This window comes from Qipengyuania sp. ABI-127-1 (assembly GCA_022953095.1).
Taxonomy (GTDB): Bacteria; Pseudomonadota; Alphaproteobacteria; order Sphingomonadales; family Sphingomonadaceae; genus Qipengyuania.
Genome location: JALJCR010000002.1, coordinates 271,116 through 286,240 on the forward strand (window position 1 = coordinate 271,116; position 15,125 = coordinate 286,240).

At 64.8% G+C, this 15,125-nt stretch carries 16 protein-coding genes; 13 read left to right on the forward strand and 3 right to left on the reverse strand.

Annotation, left to right across the window (positions count from 1 at the left end):
- Positions 1–12: 12 nt before the first annotated feature.
- On the reverse strand, positions 13–1,191 hold the full coding sequence (locus MUY37_RS10755; RefSeq protein ID WP_499195365.1) for a PQQ-dependent sugar dehydrogenase: 1,179 nt from the start codon (positions 1,189–1,191) through the stop codon (positions 13–15).
- On the opposite strand from MUY37_RS10755, the gene rnhB reads away from it, so the two are divergent.
- The 5 genes from rnhB to folP all read left to right on the forward strand — a co-directional run bounded on the left by rnhB (position 1,190) and on the right by folP (position 5,836).
- Positions 1,190–1,816: a ribonuclease HII gene (rnhB, locus tag MUY37_RS10760; protein WP_499195366.1), complete on the forward strand. Its 627-nt coding sequence runs from the start codon at positions 1,190–1,192 to the stop codon at positions 1,814–1,816. The genes MUY37_RS10755 and rnhB overlap by 2 nt on opposite strands.
- 37 nt (positions 1,817–1,853) lie before the next feature.
- Positions 1,854–2,783, forward strand: a complete 930-nt coding sequence (locus MUY37_RS10765; protein WP_499195367.1) for a calcium/sodium antiporter — start codon at positions 1,854–1,856, stop codon at positions 2,781–2,783.
- A gap of 197 nt (positions 2,784–2,980) precedes the next feature.
- On the forward strand, positions 2,981–4,135 hold the full coding sequence (locus MUY37_RS10770; RefSeq protein WP_499195368.1) for a site-specific DNA-methyltransferase: 1,155 nt from the start codon (positions 2,981–2,983) through the stop codon (positions 4,133–4,135).
- A 40-nt stretch (positions 4,136–4,175) separates the two neighbouring features.
- Entirely contained in the window at positions 4,176–4,730 is a 555-nt protein-coding gene (locus MUY37_RS10775; protein ID WP_499195369.1) for a GNAT family N-acetyltransferase, read from the forward strand.
- A complete protein-coding gene (folP, locus tag MUY37_RS10780) occupies positions 4,727–5,836 on the forward strand; it encodes a dihydropteroate synthase (RefSeq protein ID WP_499195370.1) in 1,110 nt (369 codons plus the stop codon). The genes MUY37_RS10775 and folP overlap by 4 nt, the downstream gene beginning before the upstream one ends.
- Here the strand turns inward: folP and MUY37_RS10785 are convergent.
- Positions 5,833–6,627, reverse strand: coding sequence for an SDR family NAD(P)-dependent oxidoreductase (locus MUY37_RS10785; protein WP_499195371.1), 795 nt, complete (start codon positions 6,625–6,627; stop codon positions 5,833–5,835). The two genes, folP and MUY37_RS10785, sit on opposite strands and share 4 nt — an antisense overlap.
- 127 nt (positions 6,628–6,754) lie before the next feature.
- A complete protein-coding gene (locus tag MUY37_RS10790) occupies positions 6,755–8,173 on the reverse strand; it encodes a sigma-54-dependent transcriptional regulator (RefSeq protein ID WP_499195372.1) in 1,419 nt (472 codons plus the stop codon).
- Between the two features lie 188 nt (positions 8,174–8,361).
- Here MUY37_RS10790 and MUY37_RS10795 point away from each other — a divergent pair, with 188 nt between their 5' ends.
- From MUY37_RS10795 to MUY37_RS10830, 8 genes are all read left to right on the forward strand, one after another.
- Positions 8,362–8,487, forward strand: a complete 126-nt coding sequence (locus tag MUY37_RS10795) for an aa3-type cytochrome c oxidase subunit IV (RefSeq protein ID WP_499195373.1) — start codon at positions 8,362–8,364, stop codon at positions 8,485–8,487.
- 4 nt (positions 8,488–8,491) lie between these two features.
- Complete coding sequence (locus tag MUY37_RS10800) at positions 8,492–9,622, forward strand: NAD(P) transhydrogenase subunit alpha (protein ID WP_499195374.1); 1,131 nt, start codon at positions 8,492–8,494, stop codon at positions 9,620–9,622.
- A 23-nt stretch (positions 9,623–9,645) separates the two neighbouring features.
- Positions 9,646–9,930, forward strand: a complete 285-nt coding sequence (locus tag MUY37_RS10805; protein WP_047806364.1) for an NAD(P) transhydrogenase subunit alpha part 2 — start codon at positions 9,646–9,648, stop codon at positions 9,928–9,930.
- 122 nt (positions 9,931–10,052) lie between these two features.
- On the forward strand, positions 10,053–11,501 hold the full coding sequence (locus tag MUY37_RS10810) for an NAD(P)(+) transhydrogenase (Re/Si-specific) subunit beta (RefSeq protein ID WP_499195716.1): 1,449 nt from the start codon (positions 10,053–10,055) through the stop codon (positions 11,499–11,501).
- Between the two features lies 1 nt (position 11,502).
- The gene (locus tag MUY37_RS10815; RefSeq protein ID WP_499195375.1) at positions 11,503–11,847 is read left to right on the forward strand and encodes a hypothetical protein; all 345 of its coding nucleotides are present in this window, start codon (positions 11,503–11,505) and stop codon (positions 11,845–11,847) included.
- A gap of 53 nt (positions 11,848–11,900) precedes the next feature.
- Positions 11,901–13,094, forward strand: a complete 1,194-nt coding sequence (locus tag MUY37_RS10820; RefSeq protein ID WP_499195376.1) for a parallel beta-helix domain-containing protein — start codon at positions 11,901–11,903, stop codon at positions 13,092–13,094.
- A complete protein-coding gene (locus MUY37_RS10825) occupies positions 13,091–14,119 on the forward strand; it encodes an SO2930 family diheme c-type cytochrome (protein ID WP_499195377.1) in 1,029 nt (342 codons plus the stop codon). Before MUY37_RS10820 ends, MUY37_RS10825 begins: the two co-directional genes overlap by 4 nt.
- Positions 14,116–15,096, forward strand: coding sequence for an alpha/beta fold hydrolase (locus MUY37_RS10830; RefSeq protein ID WP_499195378.1), 981 nt, complete (start codon positions 14,116–14,118; stop codon positions 15,094–15,096). Before MUY37_RS10825 ends, MUY37_RS10830 begins: the two co-directional genes overlap by 4 nt.
- Positions 15,097–15,125: the final 29 nt, after the last annotated feature.

Here is a 15,125-nt window from a genome sequence, read left to right on the forward strand (position 1 = left end):
ATCAATTTCGGCTTAGCCGGGTGTTAGCTTGAGCAGCCGCCCGCCTTCGCCATCCTCGATCACCCACAGCGCGCCATCGGGTCCCTGAGCCACACCGCGAATGCGCTGGTCCATCGGGTACCGGGCCACCTCGCGCGCCTTCTCGCCGTCGATGGCGACGCGAACGATGGCATTGGAGGAAAGCCCGGCGATCAGCGCGTCGCCCTTCATGCCGGGGAACAGGTCATGGCGATAGAAGATCATCGATCCCGGCGCGATGACCGGGGTCCAGGTGATGGCCGGTCGCGCATAGGCATCGCTGGTGTCGTTGTCGGGGATCGGATCGCCATCGTAATGGATGCCGTCCGACACATTGGGCCAACCGTAATTGGCGCCTTCGCGCACAAGGTTCAGTTCATCGCCGCCGCGCGGACCGTGTTCCATATCCCACAGCCGTCCCTGCGCATCGAAATCCATGCCGAGGATGTTGCGGTGGCCCCAGCTCCAGATGTCCGGCGATGCGCCACCTTGTCCGGCGAGCGGGTTGCCGCTGGCGGGCGTGCCGTCGAGGTTGAGCCGGACGATACTGCCGAGGTTGTTGGTAGTATCCTGCGCTGGGTCGAGCTTCTGCCGGTCGCCGCTCGCCACGAACATGTGTTGTTCGTCGGGGCTGAAGACGATGCGGTGCGAATAGTGGCCGCGCCCCGTGACCTTGTCCTGCCGCCAGATCACCGCGAGATCCTCGATCGCGCAGGTCTGGTGGTCTTCGCAGGACAGCATACCGCGCCCGACCACCGCGCCGCGCGTGTCACCGCTCCCGGCTTCGGCCCAGCTCAGATAGATCGTGCGGCCCGACAGGGGGTCGCCCGCCTGCGATGGCAGGAAAGCGATATCGCCCATGCCGCCCTGGCCGCCATAGTCGACTTGCGGCGCGCCGGTGAAGAACAACGCCTTCCCGGCCTCCACGTCGTAGCCCTTCAGCCCGCCTGCCTTTTCGCTGACCACCACGATTTCGGTGCCCGGAATGAACGTGACCGCCCAGGGTTCGTCATAGGTGCCCATTTCGGCGACGGCGAAGGTGCCATCGAATTCTCCAGTATCGGCGACCGCCGCCTTCGTCGCGCCGTCTGTATCCACATTGGCGGCATTGCTGCAGCTTGCGAGACCGATGGCGAGGGGTAGGATGACGGCGAGTGATGGATAGTGGGCCATGTTGAGTGCAACTCCCGAAACAGGTTTGGGCGCCGCGCCGCTGATCGTCGGCGTGGACGAAGCCGGGCGCGGGCCGCTGGCAGGCCCCGTAGTCGCAGTCGCGGTGGTGCTGTGCAAGCCCTGCCCCGAAGGGTTGGACGATTCCAAACGCCTTTCGTCGAAAAAGCGCGGCCTGCTGGAACCGCAGATTCGGGAAAGCTGCGCCTGGGGGCTGGCCGTGATCGAGCCCGAGGAGATCGACCGGATCAACATCTTTCAGGCGACCATGCTGGCGATGACGCTGGCCGTGACCCGGCTGGTCGATGTGCTGGGGCGGGACCCCGACCAAGTACTGATCGATGGCAACATGAGCCCGCATGGCCGGAACCCCGGCTGGCGCTGGCCCGATGCCCGCCCGATCGTCGGTGGCGATGGCAAGGAAAAGTGCATCGGGGCCGCCTCGATCCTCGCGAAGGAGCACCGCGATCGCGTGATGCGCGAAGCGGCCGAAAGACATCCCCGGTACGGCTGGGAACGCAATGCGGGCTATGGCACGGCCGAGCATATGGAGGCGCTGCGCAGACACGGCCCCACGCCGCTCCACCGCCGCAGTTTCGCGCCCGTGGCCCAGCTTGCGCTGCTTTAGCGCTTGCGGCGCCGCTGCGGCAGGCTAGGAGCGGGGCATGACATTGACGATCTTGATGGTTCTCGGCGGGCTCGTTTTGCTGACGGTCGGCGGAGAACTGCTGGTGCGCGGCGCTGTGGCCATCTCCATGCGCCTGGGACTGCCCACGGTCGTCACCGGCGTGGTCATCGTCGGTGCGGCCACTTCCATGCCCGAACTGGTTACGAGCATCGACGCCGCGCTGATGGGGTCGCCGGGTATCGCCTGGGGCAACATCGTCGGCTCGAACATTGCCAACAGCCTGTTGATCCTGGGGGCGGTCGCGCTGCTGTTTCCCTTCCCGCTGACCGGCGCGGGCAAGCGCGACGCGGTGGTCGGCCTGATCGCCTCGATCCTGCTGGCGGCTATTGCCTATGCGGGCCTGCATTCGGTCGGCATCGGCATTTTCTTGCTGGCCGCGCTGGCGGCCTACATCCTCTGGCGCGTGACCCATCCGCGCAAGACCGAGGCGGTCGAGGGCGATGATGGCGAGGCCCCGCAAACCGCTCTCCTTCTCGCGATCGCGCTGTTTCTGGCGGGCGTCGGCGCGCTGGTGGCGGGCGGGCATTTACTGGTCGAAGGCGCGGTGGAAATCGCTCGCATTGCCGGGGTCAGCGAAGTGGCGATCGGCGCGACGGTCGTCGCGGTCGGCACCTCGCTGCCCGAACTCGCCGCCTCGATCGCGGCCGCCTGGCGCGGGCAGCCGGGTCTGGCGCTGGGCAATGTCGTCGGTTCGAACGCCTTCAACCTGCTGCTGATCGGGGGCGTCACCATGGCGATCGCGCCGGTCGCGATTCCGGCCGAGCTGCTCGACATCGAATGGCCGTTGCTGGTCGTCAGTGCCGCGCTGCTGGTGGGCCTGTGCGCTTTTGCCAAACAGGCCGGGCGGCTGCTGGGCGCACTGTTGCTGGCAGCCTTCGCCGCCAATTCGGTGCTGCTGTTCGCTTGACCGGCGGCGTGAGTCCTCAGCGCCACACCGCACCATCTTGAGTCCGAAAATTCCGCAGGGACTCAACATCTTGTGCCGGACACCTTCTGTTCTCCCTCAGCAACCCGAAATTAACCATCACGTGCGAGGTTTTTCGTGCTTGACCGGGAATCCATTTGGACTCACCCTGTGGATAACTAAGGACAGGGACGGACATCATGGGGGTCATCGAGACCACGAAGAGTCGCGCAAAAGCGACTGTAAAACTTGCGGAAACTCCGAAGGAGCTCCTCCCGCTGGGGCAGATCATCCCGGGCGACTGCGTGGAAGCCATGCGGTCCATCCCGACCGCGTCGGTCGACCTCGTCTTCGCCGATCCGCCCTACAACCTCCAGCTCGGCGGCGACCTCAACCGGCCCGACGGCAGCCATGTCGATGCGGTGACCGACGACTGGGACAAGTTCGATACCTTCAAGGCCTACGACGATTTTACCCGCGCCTGGTTGATCGAGGCCAAGCGTATCCTCAAGCCCGATGGCGGGCTGTGGGTGATCGGCAGCTATCACAATATCTACCGTGTCGGCGCGATCCTGCAGGACCTGGGCTTCTGGATCCTCAACGACATCGTCTGGCGCAAGTCCAATCCCATGCCCAATTTCCGCGGCACGCGCTTCACCAACGCGCATGAAACGTTGCTGTGGTGCAGCCAGGGCGAGAAGGCGAAGTACCACTTCAACTACCGCGCGATGAAGACCCTCAATGACGAGCTCCAGATGCGCAGCGACTGGGTCCTGCCGATCTGCAACGGGGCGGAGCGGCTGAAGGAGGGCGGCCACAAGGTCCACCCGACGCAGAAGCCCGAAAGCCTGCTCTACCGCGTGCTGCTCTCCACCACCGAGCGCGGCGACGTGGTGCTCGACCCCTTCTTCGGCACCGGCACCACCGGCGCGGTGGCCAAGCGCCTGGGCCGTGAATGGATCGGCTGCGAGCGTGAGGGCGTCTATCGCGATGCCGCCTTGAAGCGGATCGCAAAGGAACTCCCGCTCGACGAAAGCGCGCTGACCACCATGCAGGCCGGCCGCAGCGCACCCAAGGTAGCCTTCGGCGCGCTGGTCGAGAGTGGGTATTTGAAGCCCGGAACCGAGGTGTTCGACAAGAAACGCCGCTGGGTGGCGACGGTACGGGCGGACGGCTCACTGGCAGTTGTCGATGGCAGGGGGGGCAAGCAAACCGGCAGCATCCACGGCCTCGGCAAGGACCTGCAGGGCGCGCCCAGCTGCAATGGCTGGACCTTCTGGCACTACGAAGTGGATGGAGACGTGAAGCCCATCGACGCCGCGCGGCAGTTGTATCTTCTGGCGGTCGAGGATTGAGCGACTTTCCAGTCGAGCATTGGCCAAGGCAGGGCATACCATGATCAAGCCTGTCATCACTCTTCAGACGCCGCGTTTCACCATGCGCAAATTGCAGCGCCAAGATGCTGCGGCCCTGCTGCCGACGCTGGGGGACGAGGCGCAGTGCCGCTATCTCTTGCGGCCCGCATTCTCGTCGGAAGAGGAGCTGTGGAGCTGGCTCGCGGATCCGAGCTGGACCGGTCGTACGTGGATAGCCCAAGATACCGATGGCCAAGTCGTCGGGCGGTTCGTCGCCGTTCCGCAGGACGAGGCCGGGGTCGAGGAGATCGGTTACATCACCTGCGCCAACCGACAGGGCAAGGGGATCGCGCGCGAATGTACCGCCACCTTGATAGCCCATCTGTTTGACGGCGATAAATCGGCGCACCGGCTTACAGCGGAAGTCGATGCCGATAACATCCCATCGATCCGCCTGCTCGAACGGCTTGGTTTTGTGCGCGAGGCGCTGCATCTCTCTTACGAAGAAACCCATAAGGGGATTTGCGACGTGGCAATCTACGCCCTGTCGCGCGAAGCCTATGCAGCAAGCGCGTCACAGATGAGTAAACCATGACCGACCGCATCTATATCCGCCCCATCGGCTTCGTGCCCGGCCCGCAATCCGAGCATGGCAATGCCATCCGCCTCGCGGGCGGGATGGTCTATGCGAGCCGTTTTGCCGTGGTGCTGCGGCGGGATGGCGACATAGCCGAACGCTGGCTCGCCGCGCCCGATACGATTGCGGAGGTGCTGGCAGCGTTGCCCGATGACGTCGGCGCGGAGGCCGAAGCGCAATGGGCCAATCTCACACTCGCGCATCCGCCGCTCGAGCTGGGAGCGCGCACGGTACGGCTCGACCAGCCGCAGGTGATGGGCATCCTCAATGTCACACCCGACAGCTTCAGCGATGGCGGCGCGCATGACAGCCCCGATGCAGCGCGTGAGCATGCTGCCACTATGGTCGAAGTCGGGGCGTCGATCATCGATGTGGGCGGCGAGAGCACACGGCCCGGCGCCAAGTCGGTGTGGGAAGGCGACGAGATCGAACGCGTCGTGCCGGCGATCGAAGCGGCTGCGGCGATGGGCGCGGCGGTCAGTATCGATACGCGCAAGGCGGCCGTAATGGAAGCTGCGCTCGATGCAGGTGCGGTGCTGGTCAATGATGTCAGTGGCCTGACGCATGATCCGCGAAGTGCCGAAGTCATCGCCTCGCGCGGGTGCCCCGTGGTATTGATGCACGCGCCCGGGACAGGGCAGGATCTGCATGAGGGCGGAGAGTACGCCAATGTCGTGTTCGACGTTTTCGACGAGCTCCACTGCCGCCGCAACGAAGCACTGGAGGCAGGCATCGACGCGAGCCGCATCCTGCTCGATCCGGGCATCGGTTTCGGCAAGAGCCTCGCTGACAATCTTGCGCTGATCAATGCGCTGCCGCTGTTCCACGCTCTCGGCCATCCGCTGATGCTGGGCGCGAGCCGCAAGCGGATGATCGGCGCGCTCTCGAACGAGGCCGAGGCCGACGCGCGCCTCGGCGGCAGCGTGGCGCTGGCGGTGAAGGGAATGGATGCGGGCGTCCAGCTCCACCGCGTCCACGACGTCCCCGAAACCGTCCAGGCCCGTAACGTCTGGCGGGGCCTGCGCGACGCGGCGCTGACCGACTTTAGCGATTTGCCGGACTAGCTTCCGGGCGAGGCCGCGCTGCCTGCCAGCAGCCCGCCGTCGAGGGTTAGCTCGGAGCCGGTCATGTAGGCGCTGTCATCGCTGGCGAGGTAGACGCAGAGCGCGGCGACCTCCTCGACCGTGCCGAAGCGCTTGAGCGGTGTATCCGCGACCAGCGCAGCCATGCGCTGCTCGCGGTCGGGGCCATCGCCGATCAGGGCCTCCCACATCGGGGTGAGGATGGCGGCGGGGTGGATCGAGTTGCAGCGGATTTGCCAGCCTTGCTGCGCGGCATAGAGCGCGACCGATTTCGTGTGGTTGCGGATCGCCGCCTTGCTCGCGGCATAGGCGGCGGCACCGGGAATGCCGACGAGGCCCGAGCGCGAGGACATGTTGATGATCGAGCCCGTGCCGCCCGAACTCGCCTGCGCCTTCATCGCGCGCAGGGCATAGCGGCAGCCGAGGAAGCAGCCATCGGTATTGACCGCGTGGACCCTGTGCCATTCTGCCAGGCTGGCATTCTCCGGATCGTGCGCGGCAGGCCCGCTCTCGAAGCCGGTGATCCCGGCATTGTTGACCAGCACGTCGATCGCCGGGAAAGCCTCGGCCAGCACGCCCCACTCGGCCTCGCTGGCAACGTCGAGCGGGTGCCATTCGCAGCCCAGTTCCCTGGCGGCGTACCTGCCCGCTTCTGTGTCGATATCGGTGAGGACGACGCGCGCGCCTTCGGCCAGGAAAGCTTCGCCCACGGCCTTGCCGATGCCGCGCGCACCGCCGGTTACCACGCAGAGCATGTCGTTCAGTTTTTGCATTGAGGGACCTCGGGAAATTCAGGTGAGATTCCGGGCGTTGTCCGGCCCGATCGAGCATCTGTCCGACTTAACGGTGGCTCTTGTTCACCTGAGGTACTCCCGTTTGTGTGCCTGCCCTATGGCCAGCTCACGCCGCGTTGTCGATGCCCAGTTCGGTGAGCTTGCGGTAGAGCGTCGAGCGCCCGATGCCGAGACGGCGGGCGACTTCAGTCATGCGGCCGCGATAATGGCCGATGGCTAGGCGGATAATGTCGGCCTCGATTTCTTCAAGCGGGCGAACATTGCCATCGTCGGTATAAAGCAGCACGCCAAGCCCGCGCGCACGGCTTTCGCCCCGGTCGGCCAGATCGCCTAGCATTTCGGCGAGTTGGGGGAAGCTGTGCGCGGTCAGCGCCTCGCGCTGTTCGAAGACGCAGGCGCGGAACAGCACGGCTTGCAATTGGCGGACATTGCCGGGCCAGTCATAGGCTTCGAGAAGCGAGAGCGCGCTGTCGGCGATCGAATGATGCTTGAGTCCCGGCTGTTCCCCGATCTTGGCGAGGAAGTAGCGGGTGAGAGCGGGGATGTCGCCGAGCCGCTCGCGCAGGGCAGGCAGGCGGATACGGGTGGCGGCAAGCTGATCGTAAAGGTCCTGCGAGAACTCGCTGGCGGCGACCAGCTCGTCGAACGCGAAATCGCTGGTGGCGATCACGCGCAGGTCGATCTTGAAACCGTGCGCCGCGCCGGTGGGGCGCACGATGCCGCTGGCAAGTGTCTCAGCGAGGCGCGCCTGATGGGTGGCGGGCAGGCGGTCGATATCGTCGAGGATGAGAGTGCCGCCATCGCAATACTCGATCAGCCCGGTCTGGCGGTCGAAGGCTCCGGCAAAAGCGCCTTTCTCATGTCCGAACAGCAGCGATTCGAGCGAGGCGGGCGGCATGCCGCCGCAATGCACCACCCGCATCGGAGCCTTGGCTCTGGTGCTGGCGGCATGCATGGCCCGGGTCAGCATGTCCTTGCCCGTGCCGCTTTCGCCCTCGACCAGGACGTGGCCATGACCGCGCGCCGCCGTTGCGGCTTTGGCCAGCGCGGTGCGGAACGGTGCCGCCGTTCCGACCATGGCGTCGAAATCGAGGGGATGGGGCAGCTTTTCGGCCATGGGCTGAAGTTCGGCGCGGGGCCGCTCGGCGTGGGTCGCACTGGCGAGCGCCTGCAGCAACCGGTCCGACCCGACCGGTTTGATGAGGTAGTCGGTCGCGCCGGCGCGCATCGCCTCCACCGCCAGCAGGGGCGATGTGCTCGCCGTCAGCATGAGCAGCGGAAGATCGGGCCGGGCCTCGCGCAATTCGCGGATTAGATCGCAGGCCGCATCGCCCGGGACCCACTGGTCGAGCAGAATGGCCTGTACGTCGCTGCCCTCGGGTGAGGCCAGCGTTTCGAGTGCCGCTTCGCTGGTTTCCACGGTCAGGGTGCGCCAGCCTTCGCGCGCAGCAAGCGCCGACACCAGCCGACTTTGTGCCGGTTCGTCGTCGATCAGCATCAACAGGCGGTTTTCCTGGGTCGCCATGTGTTTTGCCGTGCTCCCTTGCAACGCTCGGACATGAAATCATGTTCTTGTCCACGCCCTCTATCCGAAACGGGTAAAGAGCCGATTAAGCCTGTTTCGGGAGCACTGGCGCGACGGCGGGGCTTGAGCGCGGGGCACCTCCGCGATAGACCGACCGGGAAATCAATTCCAAACGGGGATATATCGTCATGGATTCCGCCAACGACCACAAGGCGCACAACAAAACCTACGAGTCTTTCATCGGCATGCTCAAATGGTCGGTGCCGCTTGTTGCCATCATCACCCTGCTCATCGTCATCCTGATTGCCGAATAAGCGCATGGCGCTACGCATCGCGGTGCTTAAGGAGCGCGCGCCGGGCGAGAGCCGGGTTGCGCTGACGCCCGAAACGGCGAAGAAATTCGCCGCGCTCGGGGCCATAGTCGCTGTTGAAGAGGGAGCGGGTCTGGGGGCGGCGATCACCGACGAGGCTTATGCGCAAGCAGGGGCGGAGGTGGTTCCCGGTGCGAAAGCGGTCGAGGGGGCGGATATCGTGCTCGGTGTGCAGGCACCCGATGTCGCCGCCCTGGCGGGCGCGAAGCCCGGCGCATGGGTAGCGGCGACCTTCGATCCGTTTCGCAATGGCGAACTGGTCGAGGCTTATGCCAAGGGCGGTTTCGAAGCGCTGTCGATGGAATTCATGCCGCGCATTACCCGCGCGCAGAGTATGGATGTGCTCTCCAGCCAGTCGAATCTGGCAGGGTATAAAGCGGTGTTGACCGCAGCCAACGAATACGGCCGCGCCTTTCCGATGATGATGACCGCCGCCGGCACGGTGCAGGCGGCCAAGGTTTTCGTGATGGGCGTGGGCGTCGCGGGGCTTCAGGCGATCGCCACGGCCAAGCGGCTGGGCGCGCAGGTCAGCGCGACCGATGTGCGCAGCGCCACCAAGGAACAGATCCAGTCATTGGGCGCCAAGCCGATCTTCGTCGAAAACGTCGCCGGGATCGAGGGCGAGGGTTCGGGTGGCTATGCCACTGAAATGAGCGAGGAATACAAGGCCGCGCAGGCGGAACTCGTTTCTTCGCATATCGCCAAGCAGGACATTGTCATCACCACTGCGCTGATTCCGGGGCGCGCTGCTCCGCGGCTTATCAGCGACGCGCAGATCGCCACCATGAAGCCGGGCAGCGTGATCTTCGATCTCGCGGTTGCGCAAGGCGGCAATGTCGAAGGCTCCAAGCCTGACGAGGTAGTGGAAAGGCACGGCGTGAAAATCGTCGGTTACACCAATACCGCTGGCCATCTGGCAGCCGATGCGTCAGCCCTGTTCGCGCGCAATCACTACAATTTCCTCTCCGCCTTCTGGGACAAGGAGGCGGGCAAACCGGTTCTCGACGAGGAAATCGGCGATGCCGTGCGGCTGACGCAAGGCGGCAAGGTGGTGAACGAGAGGCTCACCGCGCAATAAACCGGCCCGGGGAGGGGCCATGCATGGATTTCATTTCGATCCTGTCGATCTTCGTGCTGGCGTGTTTCGTCGGCTATTACGTGGTCTGGTCGGTCACGCCCGCGCTGCACACCCCGCTGATGGCGGTGACCAATGCGATTTCGAGCGTGATTATCGTCGGCGCGCTGATCGCGGCGGCCGAAGCCGGTAGCCCGGCAGCGAAATGGCTGGGGCTGGCGGGCGTGGTGCTCGCGAGCGTGAACATCTTCGGCGGCTTCGCCGTAACCGAACGGATGCTGGCGATGTACAAGAAGAAGGAGAAGAAGTGATGCAGGCGCTCACCTCACTCCTTCGTCGCCCCGGCCCCCGAGCCGGGGTGGTGCTTCCTTCAGGCGCGGTCACAGGAGAAAAGCACCGACCCCGGATCAAGTCCGGGGTGACGTTTGCGCTTTTGGCCGGTCTTTTTGCCACCCCCGCCCATGCCGCAACCGGCGAGGCGGTGAACCCGTGGGTTGCGCTGGCTTATCTGGTCTCGGGCGTGTTCTTCATCCTCGCACTGCGCGGACTTTCGAGCCCCGCCAGCAGCCGCCGGGGCAATCGCTTCGGCATGGCCGGTATGCTGATTGCGGTGGTGACGACGCTGGTCACGCATGACGTTGCCAATATCGTCGAGATCGCAATCGCCATCGCGATCGGCGGTCTGATCGGCTTCCTCATCGCCCGCCGCATCGCCATGACCGCGATGCCCGAACTGGTCGCGGCATTCCACAGTCTCGTCGGCCTGGCCGCGGTGCTGGTGGGCTGGGCGGCCTATCTCAATCCGGGCGCCTTCGGCCTGCTGGTCGGCGACAGCATCGGCGCGGTTTCCAAGGTCGAGATGGGCCTCGGCATCGCTATCGGGGCGATTACCTTCTCCGGCTCGGTCATCGCCTTTGCCAAGCTGTCGGGCCGGATGAGCGGTTCGCCGATTCTCCTGCCTGCGCGCCATGTCATCAACCTTGGCACGCTGGCCGCGATCATCGTGCTGACCGCGCTGTTCGCCATGGCCGGGCCTTCCGAGACCATGCCGCTGATCATCGCGCTGACCGTCCTCGCATTCCTCATCGGCTTCCTGCTCATCATTCCCATTGGCGGGGCTGACATGCCGGTCGTGGTCTCGATGCTGAACTCCTATTCGGGCTGGGCGGCAGCGGCGATGGGCTTCACGCTCGGCAATACGGCGATGATCATCACCGGTGCGCTGGTCGGCTCTTCGGGCGCGATCCTCAGCTACATCATGTGCCGCGCGATGAACCGCAGTTTCATCAGTGTGATCGCGGGCGGCTTCGGTGCGGACGCCAGTTCTGGCGGGGGCGAGGCGAAGGAGCAGCGCCCCTACAAGCAGGGAAGCGCGGCCGATGCGGCCTTCATGCTCGAACAGGCAGAGAAGGTCATTATCATTCCTGGCTACGGCATGGCGGTTGCACAGGCCCAGCACGCGCTGCGCGAAATGGCCGACATCCTGGAAGAAAAGGGCGTGGAGGTGAAATACGCCATCCACCCCGTCGCTGGGCGCATGCCGGGGCACATGAACGTGCTGCTCGCCGAAGCGCAGGTGCCTTACGAGAACGTGTTCGAGCTGGAAGACATCAACAGCGAATTCGCGCAGGCCGATGTCGCTTTCATCATCGGCGCAAACGACGTGGTGAACCCGGCGGCCAAGACCGACAAGTCCTCTCCCATCTATGGCATGCCCGTGTTCGACGTGGACAAGGCCAAGCAGGTGTTCTTCATCAAGCGCAGCATGGGAGGCGTGGGCTATGCCGGCGTCGACAACGACGTTTTCTACATGGACCAGACCATGATGCTGCTATCCGATGCGAAGAAGATGGTCGAGGAAATCGTCAAGGCGCTGGATTGACATGAAGCGCGTGCTGATCGCGCTTGCGCTGCTGGCTATTGTCGGCGTGATCGTGTGGGCGACGATCGGCGGCGGGCTGCGGGGCACGGTCGAAGACCGGCTCGAGGAACAGATGATCGCGCGCGGCCTGCCGCAGCCGATCGCCGAATGCATGGCCGGACGCATGGCGGAGCGGCTTTCGGTGGGGCAGCTTCGCAAGCTCGAAAACCTCCAGGCCGAGGCGGGCGAACCCGATATCCCGCTTACCATAGCCGAATTTCTGGAGCGGGTACGGCGCGTCGATGATCGCGAAGTCCTTGAAGTCGTGGCAAGTTCCGCCGCGATTTGCGCATTTGCGAGTGGCTGAAACACTTGCAATCATTCGCTCTTGCGGCACAATAGGTTGCAAGGGAGAGACTCATGATCATCAAACTGTCGATTGCCGCCGCGCTTCTCGCATCCGCTGCCCCTGCCTTCGCCGCCACGCATAATGTCGCGCCGGGCGAGAACGCGCAGCAGGAATTGCAGGAGGCCTTGATCCTGGCCGAGCCGGGCGATGAAATCGTGCTGGCCGCAGGGCGCTATGTCCTGACCGACGGGATCAGCCTGGATGTCGATGGCGTGACCGTGCGCGGGGCGGGCATGGATGGAACCGTGCTCGACTTCACCACGCAGGCCGATGCGGGCGAGGGCTTCCTCATCACCAGCGACAATGTGACCGTGCGCGATTTCGCGCTGGAAAACCCCAAGGGCGATGGCATCAAGTCCAAGGGCGCGGACAATATCGTCTATCACCGCATCCGCGTGACCTGGACGCGCGGGCCGCATCCCGAAAACGGTGCCTATGGCATCTATCCGGTAGAAAGCACCGGCGTACTGGTCGACGGGGTGAAGGTCACCGGCGCGAGCGATGCGGGCATCTATGTCGGCCAGTCGAACGGGATTACCGTGCGTAACTCGATCGCCGAGGCCAATGTAGCCGGGATCGAGATCGAAAACAGCCGCAACGCGCTGGTCGAACACAATATCGCCACGCGCAATACCGGGGGGATCTTGGTGTTCGACCTGCCCGATCTGCCGGTTATGGGGGGCGGCAATGTGATCGTTGCCAACAACCTCGTGGTGGCCAACGACACACCCAATTTCGCACCTCCGGGAAATATCGTGGCGGGCGTTCGGCGCGGTACTGGCATCATGGTGATGGCCAATGACAAGGTGTTGATCGAGGACAACATCCTTTCGGGCAATCCGACCGCGCCGGTGATGGTCATCGCCTATACGCAGAGCTTCGAGGATGAGCGCTACAACCCGCTGCCGCGCGAAGTGGTCGTGGGCGAGAATATCTACAATGGCGGCGGCTACGATCCGCAGCTCGAGGGCGCGGAGATGCTGCTCGAGGCTTTTGGCGGCGAACTGCCGCCGGTGCTGTGGGACGGGCTGGGCTCGCTCGCCGCAGTCGAGGGTACGGCAGGCTGGAGCCTCAACCTGACCGAGGCGGGCGCCGGCCTCGACAGCGCGCAACCCGGGCCGTTGGCAGCGGCCACGCCCAGCGGCGAGTTCGATCGCAGCGGCATCGGTGCGCCTGCCGAACTCGTCGCACGGTTGGGGGGATGAAGTACGCAGCCGCCTTGCTGGGTGCCGCAAGCCTTGCGCTTGCCGGGTCGTTCGTCGCGCGGGCGGAAGTCTTCTCGCCGTCTCCTGTAATCGAGCCGGTCAACGACGAGGCGATCGCCCAGGGCATGCCGCGCCTGTTGTCGCAATTCCGCTTTTTCCGCGATGCAAGTGCGCAAGTCCCGGTCGATCGTGTCACGCCCTACCGCCTGAACACGCCGCTCTATTCGGACGGGGCCGAGAAACTGCGGTTCATCTACCTGCCCGAAGGCACGGCAATGGCGGCGCAGGGTGAAGGACTGCCCGACTTTCCCGTCGGCACGGCGCTGATCAAGACCTTCGCCTTCGAACAGGATGGCAAGCGGCGCCTTATCGAAACCCGGGTCCTGCTGCACCGGGCCGACGGATGGCTGGCGCTGCCCTATATGTGGAACGAGGAGCAGACCGACGCGCGGCTGGCGATTGCCGGGGCGCGGCTCGATCTCACCACGCCGAAGGGCGAGGCGATCAGCTACCGCATACCCAATAAGAACCAGTGCAAGGAATGCCACGGCCTCGACGGCGAGGTCGTCCCGATCGGTCCCAAGGCGCGCAATCTCTCGCACGATTGGTTGGGCGAGATGGTATCGGCAGGGCATCTCGACACGCTACCGCAGGATGCGGATCAGTTCCCAGTGTGGGAGCAGCGCGAAAGCGCCAATCTGACTGCTGCCGCGCGGGCCTATCTCGACGTCAATTGCGCGCATTGCCACCGGCCCGGCGCGACCGCGTCCAACAGCGGGCTCGACCTGCGCTGGGAGCAGCAGTCGCCCGAAGCGCTCGGCATCGGCAAACGGCCGGTTGCGGCCGGTCGCGGGGCGGGGGGGCACCTGTTCGATATCGTCCCCGGATCGCCCGACAGCTCGATCCTGACCTATCGCATGGCCAGCCCCGAACCCGGCGTCGCCATGCCCGAACTCGGCAAATCCACCGTGGACGAGGAAGGGCTCGACATCGTGCGCCGCTGGATCGAGGAAATGGCACCATGAAGTGGTTCTGGCGCATCCTTGGCGGGCTGGCGCTCGCGCTGGTGGTCGCCTTCTTGATCTTCCGCGTCCCCGATACCGATCCGGCGGAGATGCAGGCGAAATACGGCACGCCGCCCTCGCGGATGCTGGCAATCGGCGGCGACAGGCGCGTTCATGTGCGCGACGAGGGACCGCGCGATGCGCCGGTCATCATATTGCTGCACGGGTCGAATGCCGATTTGCACACCTGGCAGCAATGGGCCGATGCGCTGAAGGGCGATTATCGCGTGGTCCGCTTCGACCAGCGCGGACACGGGCTGACAGGGCCTGCCGCGGATGGCGAATACGCACTCGGGGCCTTTGTCGAGGATATCGACGAAATTGCCGACGCTCTCGATATCGACAGGTTCACTCTGGCGGGCAATTCGATGGGCGGGGCGATCGCCATGGGTTACGCGATTGCCAAGCCCGAGCGCCTGGACGCGCTCGTGCTCGTCGATGCCGGAGGTGCCCCGATTGAGAGCGAAGGCAGCGGGAACCTGGCCTTTACTCTTGCCGGAATGCCGGTCGTTGGCGATGCGATGAGCCAGATGCTCCCCCGCTCGCTGGTCGCGCGCAGCCTGTCGCAAAGCGTCAGCAATCAGGATGTCGTGACGCCCGAAGCGGTCGATCGCTATTGGGAACTGGCCCGCTATCCCGGCAACCGAGCCGCGACCCGGAAGCGCTTTTCGGTCGGGCGCGAGAATTTCGATGCCGAAACGGTGAGCCGGGTCGCCGTCCCCACGCTGGTCATGTGGGGTGAGGAAGATGCGTTGATCCCCTATGAGGCGGCGGCCTGGTATATGGAGCATCTGCCCAATGCGACGCTGGCCAGCTATCCCGGAATCGGCCACATTCCGATGGAAGAGGCTGCCGAAAAGAGCGTTGCCGACCTGCAGGCATGGCTGGCGAAGGTGCTTGCGTCGACTAACGAGCAAAGCGGAGGAACCGCCTCGTAAGCTGTCCGTTCTAAGCCCCTGATACGCGG